Here is a 14,730-nt window from a genome sequence, read left to right as displayed (position 1 = left end):
TTCTTTAGATTGTTTATCGGTGGTGGTAAAAATACATTTGTACCCTTTTACACATGCAGCTAATGCTAAACCCATTCCGGTATTGCCACTGGTGCCTTCTATAATGGTACCACCGGGTTTTATTTTTCCTTCCTGCTCGGCCACTTCCAGCATTTTTAAAGCCATACGGTCTTTAATACTGTTGCCGGGGTTAAAGTATTCCACCTTTGCCAATACTGTGCAGGGCAGGTGCTTTGTAATTTTATTTAGTTTGATAAGGGGAGTATCTCCAATAGTTTCCAAAATATTATTGAGCCACATGGTTTTTAGTTTTGGCGCAAAGGTAAGATTAAGGACTTAGAGTTTTAAAAGCCACAGTTAAACAGCAAATATCTGGTTGTATTTATGGAAACCATGTATTTTAATTATTTCAGGTTATTATTAAAGTACAATTAAGTAATATTGTCATCTGTAAAGTATGAATTTTTTATTTTGGAATATAAATGGCAAAGATTTATCAGATAACATAGCCTTGCTATGTGAAAAATATTCTACAGATGTTTTAATATTAGCAGAATCTTCAGTTAACGACAATAATTTACTTCTAAAATTAAATATAAATGAAAGCAGTTACTATCCACCGAATCCTTTAAGCAATTGTACAAAAATTAAAATTTTTACTAAATTTCATTTCGATTTTATTCCTCCTGTAAGTGAATCAGTTAGATTTACAATAAGGAAGATTAGTTTGCCTGCACAAGAAGAATTTTTACTTACTTCTATACATTATATAGATAAATCGAATCATTCGAATGAAAGTCAATCAGAAATGGCTTCAATTCTTATAAAACAAATTGAAGCAACTGAGATAGAAAGTGGCTTATCTAAAAATATTGTTGTCGGGGATTTTAATATGAACCCTTTCGAAAAAGGCATGATAAAGGCTAATGGTTTTAATGCTACCATGTCAGAAGATATAGCTTTGGGTTCGGGCAGGGTAGTTCAAGGTTCACATTATCGTTATTTTTATAATCCAATGTGGTCTCTATATGGCGATTTAATGACAAAACCTGCCGGCACTTATTTTTATCCGAGTTCGGAATTAGTTTCATATCAGTGGAATATTTTCGATCAAGTTCTTTTAAGACCAGAAATTATTTCTAATTTTGATAAAACTAGCTTGGAAATAATCACAACAGACGGGGTAAATAATTTTGTTCGAAATAATAATAGACCAAATTCAGGATTGTTTTCAGATCATTTACCAATAAAATTCACAATAAATTTTTAACCATGGCAGAAGCAAATGATTTATGGCCAGAATTCGGGCAGATAGAAAAAATTAGAAGCCCCAAAACCATAATGATAGAACAAGCTAATTTTTTAAACGAAAAAACCAAAAATGTTTTATCTGCAAAAGTTGAAACAAGCTCTTCTTCTACGAGTTCTCAGGAATTGATCCAGTTTTTCAAGATATATGTACCAGCCTTAAACAATTATAATTTTTCTTTATTTTATGTAAGGCATAAAGTAATTTTTTACCCCTTAGTAATAGGTTTAGATGGAGTCCAATTTCCTATAGATGACGAACCGCAATTTGTAGAGAAACTCATAGAAATTTTTAACTCAACTACCACTTTAAAAATAATCCGAACTTTATATTCTCAAGCTGTTGAATAATTAGATTATTTTTTCTTCGGTATTCCAAAGTGGAATGGCTTTATTCTCTAAAGCATTAATAATATTTTGTGTATTTTAAAATATTATTCATACTTTATTTTTTTTAAGATAATATTTTTTAGAAAGAATTAATTAGAATATATACTACACCACATTGATATTGCTAACTACCTTTTAGCAAATAATTTATTTTCAACTTTACATTACCAATCAAGCACTCTATCCATCATCCTGTGAAAGCCTACTAACCTCTGAAATTAAAAAGGTTATAGTTTAAAAAAACTATAACCTTTTTGTTTAAATACCCTTTAAATTTATTTTGCAATTACTTCCAATGCTTTTTTTACAGCAGTGTCATCAGTATTTAATACTTCCACCATTCCTTCGGTGCGCCATACCTGCCGTGCAATGGAGGATTTAATGCGGCTTACAATTTCTGTTTTTTCTCTCGGTAATACATTGCTTAAACTAACAGAATCTTTTGCTGCAGCACTTACCAATTGTTTCCAGTTATCTTCAGTAAAAATAAAACTTTTTATAAATGCCGAAGGCGTAGCATAATTTTTAAACTGCTGAGTGTTTTGTAAATAAAAGGTATAGGCAAAATTACTCACTACATTTTTTGAATACAGTCTTGCAGCAGTAAGGCTAAATCCATTGGTATCTAAGGCTACAAAATAATCAGGCGTAATACCACCGCCTCCATATAATTTTTTACCGCCGGCAGTTTTAAATATTTTAGTAGTATCATTTTTTACAGAGTCGGCGCTTTGTGTTTCGCCATCGTGGTAACGGTTACTTATTTCTTCGTAATAAGCTTTACCACCATTGGCATACGGCCTTTGAATACTGCGGCCAACAGGAGTATAATATCTTGCAACAGTTAAACGCAATGCACTGTTATCGCTTAAATCAAATTGCTCCTGCACCAGGCCCTTTCCAAAACTGCGGCGGCCAATTACAGTGGCCCTGTCCCAATCCTGTAATGCACCAATTAATATTTCGCTGGCACTTGCGGTGCCTTCATCTTCCAGTACAACCAATGCGCCAGTTTCAAACTGTCCTTCTCTGCGGCAGCGGTATTCTTTTTTGGCAACATGTTTTCCTTCGGTATAAGTTATTAATTTATCACCCGGCAAAAATTCATCTGCAATTTCTACAGCTTCATCTAATACACCGCCACCATTACCTCTTAAATCTAAAATAAGTTTTTGTAAACCCTGTTTTTTTAAAGCCATAAGTGCATCCATAAACTCACGGTAAGTTTGCTGCGAAAACTTATTCAGTTTTATGTAACCTACTCCTTTTTCTATCATATAACTGGCATCCAAACTGGTGAGAGGTATTGCATCTCGTGTAATGGTAATTTTTTTTATTGCTGCACCACGTAAAAAAGTAATGTTAACTTTTGTGCCCCTGTCGCCACGTAATAATTTTCTTATTTTATCTCCATCAATTTTATTGCCTGCTACCAAACTGTCTTCTACTTTAATAAATTTATCGCCTGTTTGCAAGCCTGCTTTAAAACTTGGGCCATCCTGCAAAACATTTATAACATTAATGGTATCATCAAAAATGTTAAACTCCACACCGATGCCATAAAATTTTCCGGCAAGGTCTTCATTAACACTCTGCAGTTGTTCTGCCGGTATAAAAACGGAGTGGGGATCTAATTTACCCAGCAGCGCTTTTATGGCGGTGTCGGCCAGTGCATCAGCTTTTACATCATCTACATATTTATTTTGTATAAGATCCATTATCTCCTGTATGGGCCTGCGTTTCTCTAAAAAGAAAAAACTTTTGCCGGGCATATTATCCCTCATTTTGTAGCCGAGGTACATTCCTGCAATCATTGTTATACTAAAAAGAAGCGGCAACCAAACCTGTACTTTTTTGTTATTCATTTTGCGAAGATAAATTATTTGCCACAGCCGCACAGAAACACAGAATAAAAACTAAACACTAAACGGCTAAACCTCTAAACACTAAACCAAAAACCCTTAACTTCAATAACAATTTCAAAAGATAAAATGGCTATACAATTAATTGCAGACAGCGGATCAACTAAAGCAGAGTGGTGCCTGATTGACGGAAAAAAGAAAAAAACATTTTATACCCAGGGGTTAAGCCCTTACTTTTTATCTACCGAACAAATACAAAAAATACTGGAGCAGGAATTAAAAACTAAAATGAAGCAGGTGGAGCCTGACGAAGTTTTTTTTTATGGCACGGGTTGCAGCAACCCCAACAATGTTATTCTTGTAAAAAAAGCTATACAAAAAGTTTTTAAAAAAGCAAAAATTTCGGTTGATCATGATTTGATGGGAGCTGCTAAAGCTTTATGCGGTAAAGAAAAAGGCATTGCCTGTATTTTAGGTACCGGTTCCAACTCATGTTTTTATAATGGTAAAAAAATCATCAAAAACAGTCCGGGCCTGGGTTATGTATTGGGTGATGAAGGCAGTGGCGCTTACCTTGGAAAAAAAGTAATTCAATATTTTTTATACAATACTTTTGATGAAGATTTGATGGACCGCTTTAAAGCAAAATTTAATACCAATAATAATGAAATACTGGAAGCGGTGTATAAAAAACCATTGCCCAACCGCTACCTGGCCAACTTTACTATTTTTTTAGCCGAAAACAGGGGGCACTATATGGTTGAAAATATTATTGAAGATGGCTTTAATGATTTTTTCTTTAATCATATTTACAAATACAGGGAAAGCTGGACGTTGCCCATTAATTTTATTGGCAGTGTGGCTTTTGGATTTAAAGATGTGCTTAAAGAAATGTGCAGCAGTTACGAATTGCAATTAGGGACGGTATTAAAAAAACCAATGGACGGGTTGATAAAATATCACAAAGCTTCCTGAATTCAAGAAGGGAAATATATAAGAGGTGTAGTTTGAAATATTTTTATATTTGAATAATTATTTTTTAACCAGGCAAAATTTTTGCAATAAAAACGATTGCAAAAATTGAAGTCTATAAAGCCCGTTTTGGGTTTGGGTATGGCATTTGAAAGAATTACAGAAAAGGAAAGTAATTACCGTCATTTAGAAAAAATGACGGTTACAGAATTGCTTACTAATATTAATAAAGAAGATGCTACTGTGCCGGCAGCTGTTGCCAAAGTAATACCTCAAATTGAGGCACTCGTAAATATTGTTGCAGATAAAATGCTGATGGGTGGCCGTCTTTTTTATATTGGCGCCGGTACCAGCGGCAGGCTTGGTATTGTAGATGCAAGTGAGTGCCCGCCCACTTATGGTGTGCCTTATGGGTTGGTAGTGGGCATAATTGCTGGCGGCAGCAAAGCAATTACCGAAGCAGTGGAATATGCCGAAGATGATATTGAACAGGGCTGGAAAGATTTAATGGCTCATAATATTAATAGTAAAGACGTAGTAATTGGTATTGCAGCAAGCGGCACCACGCCTTATGTAATTAATGCGTTGGAAAAATGCAAAGAAAATAACATTATTACAGGCAGTATTTGCTGCAACTTAAATGCCCCGGTAAGTCACGCTGCGGATTATGCCATTGAAGTAGTAGTTGGGCCCGAGTTTGTAACCGGCAGCACCAGGATGAAAAGCGGTACCGCACAAAAACTGGTATTAAATATGATCTCCACCTCGGTGATGATACAATTGGGCAGGGTAGAAGATAATAAGATGGTAAATATGCAGTTAACCAACGAAAAAATAGTGGACAGAGGTGTTAAGATGCTGATGGAAAAATTAAGCCTGAGCGACTATGAAGCAGCAAAACAAATGCTGATGGAGAAAGGGAGCGTTAAAAAAGCTATCGAGGCCTTCTCTTAATAAAACCCCCGCCAACTTACCGTGTATAAAAAAATGTAGGAAAATTTATGCATTTTTCTTAATTTACATATCTAACTTCAAAACTACTCATATGAATTTCAAAATTTTACTCTCCACAACATTTATTGTTAGCTCATTTGCAGCAATGGCACAGGATGCCAAAACATATGCTATAACAGGCGATGGCAATGGCGGCTTTGCATGGATGAACATTCGCCAGGTAGATATTTCTACGGGCAAAGTAATCCGGGAAATATACCAAAGAGATAAAACTGCTTTTGTAATGCTGGATGCGGCTACAAAAAAGCAAGTGATTAATCCAATGAATGGCATTATTAAATTCAACGATGCTGCACCAACTGCTACAATGGTTGCCGCTGCTGCTTACGATAAAAGACATGATAAATTATTTTTCACTCCTATGAGAATTGGTGAATTACGCTGGGTAGATTTAAATGCCAAAGGCGATGCCCAAAAATTTTACACTGAACAAACTCAATTGCTTAATACATTAGATTTAAAGGACGAAGCTAACCACATTACCCGTATGGATATTGCGGCTGACGGTAATGGTTATGCCATTACAAATGATGGTAATCACCTGATACGTTTTACTACCGGTAAAAAAACTGTTATTACCGATTTAGGGAATTTGGTTGATGCAGAGAGTAACAAGAATGGTATTTCAATTCATAACAGGTGTACCAGCTGGGGTGGCGATATGGTTGCAGATGCTTATGGTAAATTGTATGTAATATCTGCAGCACACCAGGTTTTTAAAGTAGATATTGATACAAGGATCACTACACATCTTGGAACAATAAATAATTTACCTGCTAACTTTACCACCAATGGTGCCGCTGTTGATGAAAGTGAAAATATTGTGGTAAGCAGCGCTAACAGCTTTGACGGTTATTATAAATTTAAACTGGATGATTTTAATGCCGTTAAAATGGAAGGATCGGATAAAACTTATAATGCATCCGACCTTGCCAACTGCAATTTATTATTTCAAAAAGAAGCCGATGCAAAAAAGAGTTTTGGGGTACCGTATGTTTCACCAATTACAATTTCCAACGGCGATGCAAGGGTTTTTCCTAACCCTGTAACTTCAAATGAATTCAGGGTGTTGTTTGATGGACAAAAAGCTGGACAATATACTGTAGCATTATCTGATCTGTCCGGTAAAGTTGTAATGACAACAAGGGTTACTGTTTCTTCTAAATTACAATCGCAAAGCGTACAGTTGTTAAGGGCTATTGCAAAAGGAATGTACCTGGTAAAAGTTACCGATGCAGCAAATAAAATAATATTTACAGAACGTATAGTGGTGCAATAAAAACATTATGGTTATTAAGTACGGAGGTTGTCGTTTTACGGCAACCTCTTTTTTGTACCTGCAAGCTCCAGCTTTCAGCCATAAAAAATAGTTGATGCGATTGCGGTAAAATAGATTCATTTCTTTAAACTTTGCATTTATACTTTCTTTCAAAAAATAAATAATAAGTAATTGCAGGATATAGAACCATATTTTAACTGGCGCCATTTATATGCCGCTGAAGAAGATGAACTGTCGCCATTTTACGGCAGAACGTACAGCGAATTTGAATTTAGCCAAACAGTGTATAATTATTATATTCATCCGCAATGGGATGAATTTGGCAGCAAAACATTGTATATGAAAATTTTGTTTGTTGATTACGAACAGAATTATGCCATTATAGAATTAATAGGCGAGTGGAATGATGCGATTGAAAATGATATCATGAGTTTACGGCGGGATGTTACAGATATTTTATATGCCAAGGGTATTACCAAATTTATCATCATTGCCGAGAATGTTTTAAATTTTCACAGCAGCGACGACAGCTATTACGAAGAGTGGCGGGAACAGGTACAGGATGATGGCGGTTGGGTGGTAATAATAGATATGCCGGAGCAAAGCCAGTACGATTTTAAAAAAGCCCGTTTAACCAATTACATCAGTTTAATGGATTTTCCACAATGGCGAACGTTGAAACCGGATATGGTTTTTCAAAAAATAGACAGTGAAATGATTAGGTATTTAGATTAAGGCAATAAAGACTTAGTTGGAAAACCTGTAAATATTTATTTCAAATTAATACTATATTTGTAACTACACTTACTAAAAAACTGCTTCTATGCCAGATGAAAAAAAAACAGGCTTTTCGGGAATTTTCAGCGGGTTAAAAAAAATGGTATTTACTGAAGATTATTTAGATGCAGTAAAGCCTGAAGAAACCAAGCCGGCTGCAGCTCAGCAATCTTTCAAAAATACACCAACTTCTTTTACACCAAATAATTCGGGTATAATTACTACTAATGTGGCAAGCGAAGATATGGTACAAAAAATTTATTCGCTTTTAGAATCGATGAATAAGCCAGGCATAGATTTTTTTGAATTATGGAATGCTTCTGAAGCAATGGGAGGCGTAAATGTTACTAATTTACAAAATGCTTTTACTACTTTAAAAGTATTAGGGCTCGATAAAAATACTGTTTTAAATACCGGCGAAGCTTACTGTGCCGAATTGCAAAGTAAACTTAATACTGACATTCAGAAAAAACGGGATGAAAGAGAAGCAATGACAGTTACTTTGCAAAACGAAAAGCAACAATTGCAGAGAGAAAAACAAGATTTAGAAAACAAAATACAATTACTCTCCACTCAATTAACAGAGGCAACTACCAAACTTAATCATGCGGATAGTAAATATGCTCCACAAATTCAAAGTATCGAGGGTAAAATACAATCCGGCGTTAATGCATTGAATGTTGTAGTGGCCGAAATTAAAGGCGTTTTAGAAACTGTAAAAGCAAACATCAATTAAAAAAATAAAAAATGGCAGAACAAACAATTGACAAGAGAAGTTTACCGGCGGAGTTAACGCAGTTACCCATTTTTCAGGTAATTGGTAATCAGCTACCCGCTGTAATTAAATCGCCGCAGGGTAAAAAAACAATTGCTTCTTTGTTTTTTTGGATCGCATTAATAGGAGGTTCCTTTGCTTTTTTTAAAGCATTGCCTAAGTTGATTTTATATGCACAACAAACGGTATGGCTTATAGGGTTATCTATAGTAATAGTTGTGTTACTAATGCTTTATCCAAAAATAATTTCTTTATTACACAATGCCGGCAGGATACTTTTGTTTAAAGGAGAAAAAAGTTTGGTAAGAAGAAACCCAATAGAAACTTTGGAGTTGTTAAATATAGATGCAAAAGACACTTTAAAAAAAGTAAGAGAAAAAATTGCTTCTGTTGATGGTGTAAGGGTTAACATGATTGATGAAGCGGTACGATCAAAAGAAGATGCGGACAAAAAATATTCACAGGTAAGGAGTTTAACAGAGGAAGCTGCAAGGTTAGAAAAGGAAGCCAAAGAATTAGAGACAAAAGGATTTAACGAGAAAGCAAATGCAAGTAAAAGAGATGCTAAAGAAACAAGGGTTAATGCAACCTTGAGAATGGAAGAAGGTAAAGCCAGCGAACAAAATGCCCGCCAATATACACAATACGGCAACCAGTTTGCAAGGGTTTTAGAAGTATTAAAAGATAATGAATCGGCCTCCCGTATATATGTAAACGCAATGGGAAGTACCATAACTATTGTTAGCAAAAAATTAGAGGCTACAAGTAAAATGACATCTGCTACAGAAGGGTTGGCCGAAGTTTTTCAAATAAAAGATGGCTGGAAATACCAGCAGGCAATGGATGCAGCTACTTCTTTGATAAGCCAGAATATTGGCAGAATAAGGAGTAACTTAGATTTTTTAGATCAAAATCAGGCCATCACATTAGGCTCTACAGTTTCTCAATCCGATTTAGAAAGTTTTGTAAAACAAATTGATAATGGCCGGTTAGAAACATTGAATATTAGTGAAATGGCTGACAGTAATTATGAATTAACAAACGAACAAAAACCTGATAAAGGATTTAATATTTTAGATTAATAAACCAACATTTAATATGGCATACGACACTAAACCATCATTTTGGGCAGGCTTACGCTGGCCGGTGAAAGCTTTAATAATTGCTGCACCAATTGTAGCAGGCATTTGGGCCGCAAGTAAATTCGATTTAATTCCAGGTTTAAAAACAGACACCTCTAAAGAAATTAAAAAATCTGATATTGGTAACGATGTAGTGGATTCGAAAGATGCCACGGGAATGTTGCCTGTACCCGATGTAAATGATATTGAGTTTGCTGAAATGAGTGGTAAACCCGAAGTGAGGTTGATGAACTGGGTTTGGTTTGGCAACGCAGGTATCTATGCAGCTAACGGCGGTTTAAAAACTGCTAAAGGCTCTTTAATGGAAAAGTATAATGTTAATTTAAAAATGCTTACCAACAATTCGGTAAGTGATATGAAGAGGGAGCAACTGGCATTTATAAAAGATTATGCAGCCGGCAATAAAAACCCTTCAACAGGTGTACATTTTGTTACGCTGATGGGTGACGGTTTTCCAGCCTATATTGCTGCAATGAATGAGCAAATTACAAAGGCATACGGAAAAGAATACAATTTGAAAACGGTAGGTATTGTAGGTTTTAGTATGGGAGAAGATTGTGTGATGGGGCCTGCTGAATGGAAAACTAATCCGCAAAGTATGAAGGGTTCGGTGGTATCGGCGGTAATTGGCGATGGCGACTGGGCGCTGCATGTGCGTTATGCTGCAGATAATAACATTAAAGTAAATCCTGATCCCGGCACTTACGATGCCAATGCAATTAACTTTATACCTGCACCCGATGATGATTTTTTAAAAGCCGCCGATGAAGTAATAGCAAAGAGAAGTGTTACATTAAAAGTAAAAGACGATAATGGAAAATTAACCGGCAAAACGGTTGATAAAAAAATTGATGGTGCTGCAACATGGTTTCCCGGCGATAGAAATATTGTGAAAAATACACAGTTGCAAAAAATTATTTCTACCAAACAATATCCTAATCAAATGGCTACAGTTGTGGTGGGCTGCGATAAATGGATGAAAGAAAACAGCCAGGCTGTTACTAATTTTTTAAATGCGTCTTTAACTGCTACCAATCAAATAAAGCAACACGATCAATGGTTTAAATACGCCTGCGATTTATCTCCAAAAGTATTTTGTGCTTCGGCTACTGATTGCAGTGAAACTGCTGAAGACTGGTATAAATATGCAATGCCAGGTGGTAGTACTATGGCCAATAGTTCCGGTAATCAAATTCCAGTAGGTGGCACACAAATGGCAAATCTTGCCGACAATAAAAAGTATTTTGGTATTGGAGGCGGTAACAACATTTATAAATCTGTTTATACTTATTTTTCGAGTGTATTAAAAGATTTGAACCCTGCAGGTTTTATGGATAATGTAAAAGGCCTTACACCTTATGAGGAGGCTGTGGATTTGCAATATTTGTCGCAGGTAGGTGTAGATGCCGGGCAAACTGCAAAAGCAGATTACAGTAAAAATAAAGGAGAGGTTTTTGCAAACCGTTCGTGGAAGATTGAATTTGCAACAGGCAGTGATAAAATTACGCCACAAGGAGAAGCAGAGCTCCAAAAATTATTTGATGCATTAAATATTGCCGAAAATGCAAAAGTGAGTATTGTTGGCCATACTGATAATGTGGGTGATGCTACTGCCAACAAAGATTTATCTTTTAAAAGAGCAAAATCTGTAAAACAATGGCTAATGAAAAAATCGGGGAATAATTTTCCGAGCGAAAGATTTAGTGTAGATGGTAAAGGGCAAGATGAACCATTGGCGGATAATACAACACCCACAGGCAAAGCACAAAACAGAAGGGTGCAAATTTCATTTTCGGAATAAAACTTATGAATGTTAAAGAAACTATTTACCCCTTTTAGTTATGTAGATAAAAGAACGCTTACTATAGTAGGTTTTTTTCAATTATCATTACTCATACTTGCATGGATATTTTTGGTGCCCGAAAAAACTTTGTTTCCCCATCTTGGTGAAGTAGTGGACGGATGGAAACAGTTATGGAACAATGGCTTTTTTTATGAAATTTTAGCCAGTTTAAAACTCTGTCTAATAGCTACGGTCATTAGTGTAATTCTTTCTTCGGTAATTGCTTATGCTACTACTATTCCTTTTTTTAAACCAATAGGTACTTTTTTTACCAAATTAAGATACAACCCTATACAGGGGTTTACGCTTTTTCTTACACAAATATCTGGTGGTGGCCGAAATTTGCAAATCACTTTACTGGTAATATTTATGTCGTTTTATTTTATAGATTCTTTAATGGTTATGATTAAATCTATACCCGAAGAAGATATAATACGCCGCAAAGCGCAAAAAATGAGTAACTGGAAAGTGCTTTGGAAAGTAGTTATAATGGACAGGCTGGATTATTTATTTGAAATTGTACGGCAGAACCTGAGCATTACTTTTATGATGCTGGTTTCGGTAGAGGCTATGAACAAAGCTGCTGGTGGCATGGGGGCAATTTTAAATGATACCAACCGGGCTTTAAATTTTCCTAAAATATTTGCTATACAAATCACCATCTTTTTAATAGGCATATTAATTGATGCCGCATTAAGGTTTGTCATCAATCAGTTCCTTGTAAACAGAAATAGAAAATAATGGATATAGCTCCAAAATATACTTTAGCCGAGGATTTATTGGTGGTAGAAAATTTAAGTGTGGCCTATTGTAATAAAATTATTATACGTGATATTGGCACCACTCAAATACCTTTTGTAATTAAAGATATACAGAGAGCTAATATGCAACAGGGGCAAACCGTTGCAGTTTTGGGCAGGTCGGGCAGAGGGAAATCTACTTTTTTTAAAGCAATAACAGGTATTATTCAACCCAATATGGGAACCATAAAAATACCAGATTATAAACAGCAGGGTAATTTTAGAACTGTTAAAGAAGGAGATGTTGGGTTTGTACAACAGAATTTTCCGCTTTCCCGAAATCAGACTATTTATCAGATGTTACAAAATGCAGCAGCGCAGGGAAAAATTGATGCAGCAGAACGTAATTCTATCATTAATTATCATATTGAAAACTGGGGCTTAAAAGAGCAACGTAACCTTGCGCCCAATCAATTATCCGGGGGACAAAAACAAAGAGTAGCTATTATTGAACAATTGTTGTGCTCTCACCACTTTATGGTTTTTGATGAACCATTTAGCGGTTTGGATGTTTGTAATATAGAAGATGTAAGGGATAGCTTTAGAAAAATAACCACCAGCAATGAGATCAATACTATTATTTTTTCTACCCACGATATTGATCTGGCAGTAGAGCTGGCAGATCAAATTTATATAATTGGATACGAGCAAAATACTCAGGGGCAATTTTTGCCAGGCGGCACATTGGTTGGTTATTACGATTTAAAAAAAATGGATCTTGCCTGGCAAGATTTTAGTGCTGGGCACAGGGATCTGGTTGACATGATAAAAAAACAATTTAGACTTTCGTAATATATGGAACACCTGTTCCACTCTTTTAATTCAAAATTGAATTTATTACTTTCATTTGTGGTGGTAGCATTCTGCTACATTTACAATTGTATATCAAAATAGACTGAGAAAACGGTATCGTTTGCATAAAAACATTTAACAAAACACTTTTTTGAATGATTGTAACGTAAATTTGCTTTCCAAAATTTACTAATTAACCTTTGCTCAATGACTTTTAAACAGCTTTTTACTTCTTCGATTGGCAAGAAGTTTACGATGGGGCTTACCGGAATATTTTTAATTACTTTTTTAATAGTGCACTGCGGTATCAATTCCATGATTTTTTTTAATGATGGTGGAGAAACCTTTAACCATTGGGGTCATTTTATGGGCAGCAACCTGATTATCCGTACTATGGAAATTGGATTGTTTCTTTTTTTACTGTTGCATATTGTGCAGGGGTTAATGCTCTGGAGCCAAAATAACAAGGCACGTCCGGTTAAATATGCGGTTAATAATGCAAACTCTAACAGTAAATGGTACAGCAGGAGCATGGGCTTGCTGGGTACTTTAATTTTACTGTTTTTAGTATTGCACCTGTATCATTTCTGGACACCATCAAGGTTAGGGGGCATTGCAGGTATCCATTCTTTAGAAGAAACTACATTAAGTGCAGAGTACAACAGCCAGGCTGTGCATAATTTATATGCCGAAATGCAAAACGTTTTTCAAAATAATTTGTTAGTAGTAATTATTTATGTGTTGGGAGTAATTTCGTTATGCTGGCATTTAATTCATGGTTTTCAAAGTGCATTTCAAACCTTTGGTGTAAATCATAAAAAATACACACCAATAATAAAAGCAATTGGTGTAGGGTATTCAATAATTATTTGCCTGTTGTTTGCATCAATGCCCATTGCATTTTATATGGGTTGGATTGCATAATGTTTTTGGTTTTAGTTAGTTGAATAAAGATATGCTGTACAAGAGTGTCTCGCCTTATGCCAGACCAATGAAGCTAAATTGAAAAACAATTGTTTGGAACAAAAAAATATAAAACAAGATCTATAACATAATCTCCATCATTTCCTTCCGCCAACTGGCGGAGAGACAGAGGGGGTTTCATAATTTACAATATGGCTTTAGATTCAAAAATACCAGCAGGTGAAATGGAGGCAAAGTGGGAAGATTACAAAGGACATGTAAAACTCGTAAACCCTGCCAACAAAAGAAAATTAGAAGTAATAGTGGTGGGTACAGGCTTGGCTGGCGCATCTGCTGCTGCTGCATTGGGAGAGTTGGGGTATAAAGTAAAAACATTTTGTTTTCAGGATAGCCCACGCCGTGCCCATAGCATTGCAGCGCAGGGTGGTATCAATGCTGCAAAAAATTATCAGAATGATGGCGACTCAGTGTTTAGATTATTTTACGATACAGTAAAAGGTGGCGATTACAGGGCAAGAGAAGCTAACGTACACCGCCTGGCCGAAGTGAGTGCAAATATTATTGATCAGTGTGTGGCGCAGGGTGTGCCTTTTGCAAGAGAATATGGGGGCTTATTAAGCAACAGAAGTTTTGGTGGCACACAGGTACAGCGTACATTTTATGCTGCCGGGCAAACAGGACAACAGTTACTGCTAGGTGCATATAGTGCTTTAGAAAGACAAATTGCGTTGGGAAATGTAACACAATACAGTCGCCACGAAATGCTGGATGTGGTGATGATTGACGGAAAGGCAAGAGGTATTATTGCAAGAAATTTAGTAACCGGCGAATTGGAAAGGCATTTTGGTCATG

Annotated in this window: 15 protein-coding genes; 13 read left to right on the top strand and 2 right to left on the bottom strand. The window is 35.8% G+C overall.

All coding sequences use genetic code 11. The features are described from left to right. On the bottom strand, positions 1-300 hold a 300-nt coding region (locus ACY651_RS06475), incomplete at its 3' end, for a pyridoxal-phosphate dependent enzyme (protein WP_462250912.1). Between the two features lie 157 nt (positions 301-457). Between ACY651_RS06475 and ACY651_RS06470 the strand changes: the two genes are divergently transcribed. Then, positions 458-1,270 (top strand): endonuclease/exonuclease/phosphatase family protein, encoded by an 813-nt coding sequence (locus tag ACY651_RS06470; protein WP_462250910.1) that lies wholly within the window; start codon positions 458-460, stop codon positions 1,268-1,270. A gap of 2 nt (positions 1,271-1,272) precedes the next feature. After that, positions 1,273-1,659 (top strand): hypothetical protein, encoded by a 387-nt coding sequence (locus tag ACY651_RS06465; RefSeq protein ID WP_462250908.1) that lies wholly within the window; start codon positions 1,273-1,275, stop codon positions 1,657-1,659. A gap of 314 nt (positions 1,660-1,973) precedes the next feature. On the opposite strand, the gene ACY651_RS06460 is transcribed toward ACY651_RS06465, so the two are convergent. Continuing rightward, positions 1,974-3,563, bottom strand: coding sequence for a S41 family peptidase (locus ACY651_RS06460; protein WP_462250906.1), 1,590 nt, complete (start codon positions 3,561-3,563; stop codon positions 1,974-1,976). A 126-nt stretch (positions 3,564-3,689) separates the two neighbouring features. Between ACY651_RS06460 and ACY651_RS06455 the strand changes: the two genes are divergently transcribed. From ACY651_RS06455 to ACY651_RS06405, 11 genes are all read left to right on the top strand, one after another. Then, entirely contained in the window at positions 3,690-4,535 is an 846-nt protein-coding gene (locus tag ACY651_RS06455; protein WP_462250904.1) for an N-acetylglucosamine kinase, read from the top strand. A 105-nt stretch (positions 4,536-4,640) separates the two neighbouring features. Next, positions 4,641-5,486, top strand: coding sequence for an N-acetylmuramic acid 6-phosphate etherase (gene murQ, locus ACY651_RS06450; RefSeq protein ID WP_462250902.1), 846 nt, complete (start codon positions 4,641-4,643; stop codon positions 5,484-5,486). Positions 5,487-5,577: 91 nt separating this feature from the next. Beyond that, complete coding sequence (locus ACY651_RS06445; RefSeq protein ID WP_462250900.1) at positions 5,578-6,825, top strand: T9SS type A sorting domain-containing protein; 1,248 nt, start codon at positions 5,578-5,580, stop codon at positions 6,823-6,825. Positions 6,826-6,996: 171 nt separating this feature from the next. After that, entirely contained in the window at positions 6,997-7,560 is a 564-nt protein-coding gene (locus tag ACY651_RS06440; RefSeq protein WP_462250898.1) for a hypothetical protein, read from the top strand. An 88-nt stretch (positions 7,561-7,648) separates the two neighbouring features. Then, the gene (locus ACY651_RS06435) at positions 7,649-8,338 is read left to right on the top strand and encodes a zinc ribbon domain-containing protein (RefSeq protein WP_462250896.1); all 690 of its coding nucleotides are present in this window, start codon (positions 7,649-7,651) and stop codon (positions 8,336-8,338) included. An 11-nt stretch (positions 8,339-8,349) separates the two neighbouring features. Beyond that, complete coding sequence (locus tag ACY651_RS06430; protein WP_462250894.1) at positions 8,350-9,459, top strand: hypothetical protein; 1,110 nt, start codon at positions 8,350-8,352, stop codon at positions 9,457-9,459. Between the two features lie 16 nt (positions 9,460-9,475). Next, positions 9,476-11,320: an OmpA family protein gene (locus ACY651_RS06425; protein ID WP_462250892.1), complete on the top strand. Its 1,845-nt coding sequence runs from the start codon at positions 9,476-9,478 to the stop codon at positions 11,318-11,320. A 9-nt stretch (positions 11,321-11,329) separates the two neighbouring features. Next, positions 11,330-12,103, top strand: coding sequence for an ABC transporter permease (locus ACY651_RS06420; RefSeq protein ID WP_462250890.1), 774 nt, complete (start codon positions 11,330-11,332; stop codon positions 12,101-12,103). Continuing rightward, on the top strand, positions 12,103-12,954 hold the full coding sequence (locus tag ACY651_RS06415) for an ATP-binding cassette domain-containing protein (protein WP_462250888.1): 852 nt from the start codon (positions 12,103-12,105) through the stop codon (positions 12,952-12,954). The genes ACY651_RS06420 and ACY651_RS06415 overlap by 1 nt, the downstream gene beginning before the upstream one ends. Positions 12,955-13,161: 207 nt before the next feature. Then, complete coding sequence (locus ACY651_RS06410; RefSeq protein ID WP_462250886.1) at positions 13,162-13,878, top strand: succinate dehydrogenase cytochrome b subunit; 717 nt, start codon at positions 13,162-13,164, stop codon at positions 13,876-13,878. 191 nt (positions 13,879-14,069) lie between these two features. Further along, the coding region (locus tag ACY651_RS06405) for an FAD-binding protein (RefSeq protein WP_462250884.1) at positions 14,070-14,730 on the top strand (661 nt) is incomplete at its 3' end.

The organism is Ferruginibacter sp. (assembly GCF_031391665.1).
Taxonomy (GTDB): domain Bacteria; phylum Bacteroidota; class Bacteroidia; order Chitinophagales; family Chitinophagaceae; genus Ferruginibacter.
The sequence above is the reverse complement of the archived record's forward strand: the minus strand, read 5'-3'. Positions and strand labels throughout refer to the sequence as shown.

What these genes read in the sequence shown, in the direction of transcription:
- ACY651_RS06470 (WP_462250910.1), top strand. Translation starts at nt 458, where the DNA reads ATGAATTTTTTATTTTGGAATATAAATGGCAAAGATTTATCAGATAAC.
- ACY651_RS06465 (WP_462250908.1), top strand. Translation starts at nt 1,273, where the DNA reads ATGGCAGAAGCAAATGATTTATGGCCAGAATTCGGGCAGATAGAAAAA.
- ACY651_RS06460 (WP_462250906.1), bottom strand. Translation starts at nt 3,563, where the DNA reads ATGAATAACAAAAAAGTACAGGTTTGGTTGCCGCTTCTTTTTAGTATA.
- ACY651_RS06455 (WP_462250904.1), top strand. Translation starts at nt 3,690, where the DNA reads ATGGCTATACAATTAATTGCAGACAGCGGATCAACTAAAGCAGAGTGG.
- ACY651_RS06445 (WP_462250900.1), top strand. Translation starts at nt 5,578, where the DNA reads ATGAATTTCAAAATTTTACTCTCCACAACATTTATTGTTAGCTCATTT.
- ACY651_RS06435 (WP_462250896.1), top strand. Translation starts at nt 7,649, where the DNA reads ATGCCAGATGAAAAAAAAACAGGCTTTTCGGGAATTTTCAGCGGGTTA.
- ACY651_RS06430 (WP_462250894.1), top strand. Translation starts at nt 8,350, where the DNA reads ATGGCAGAACAAACAATTGACAAGAGAAGTTTACCGGCGGAGTTAACG.
- ACY651_RS06425 (WP_462250892.1), top strand. Translation starts at nt 9,476, where the DNA reads ATGGCATACGACACTAAACCATCATTTTGGGCAGGCTTACGCTGGCCG.
- ACY651_RS06420 (WP_462250890.1), top strand. Translation starts at nt 11,330, where the DNA reads ATGTTAAAGAAACTATTTACCCCTTTTAGTTATGTAGATAAAAGAACG.
- ACY651_RS06415 (WP_462250888.1), top strand. Translation starts at nt 12,103, where the DNA reads ATGGATATAGCTCCAAAATATACTTTAGCCGAGGATTTATTGGTGGTA.
- ACY651_RS06410 (WP_462250886.1), top strand. Translation starts at nt 13,162, where the DNA reads ATGACTTTTAAACAGCTTTTTACTTCTTCGATTGGCAAGAAGTTTACG.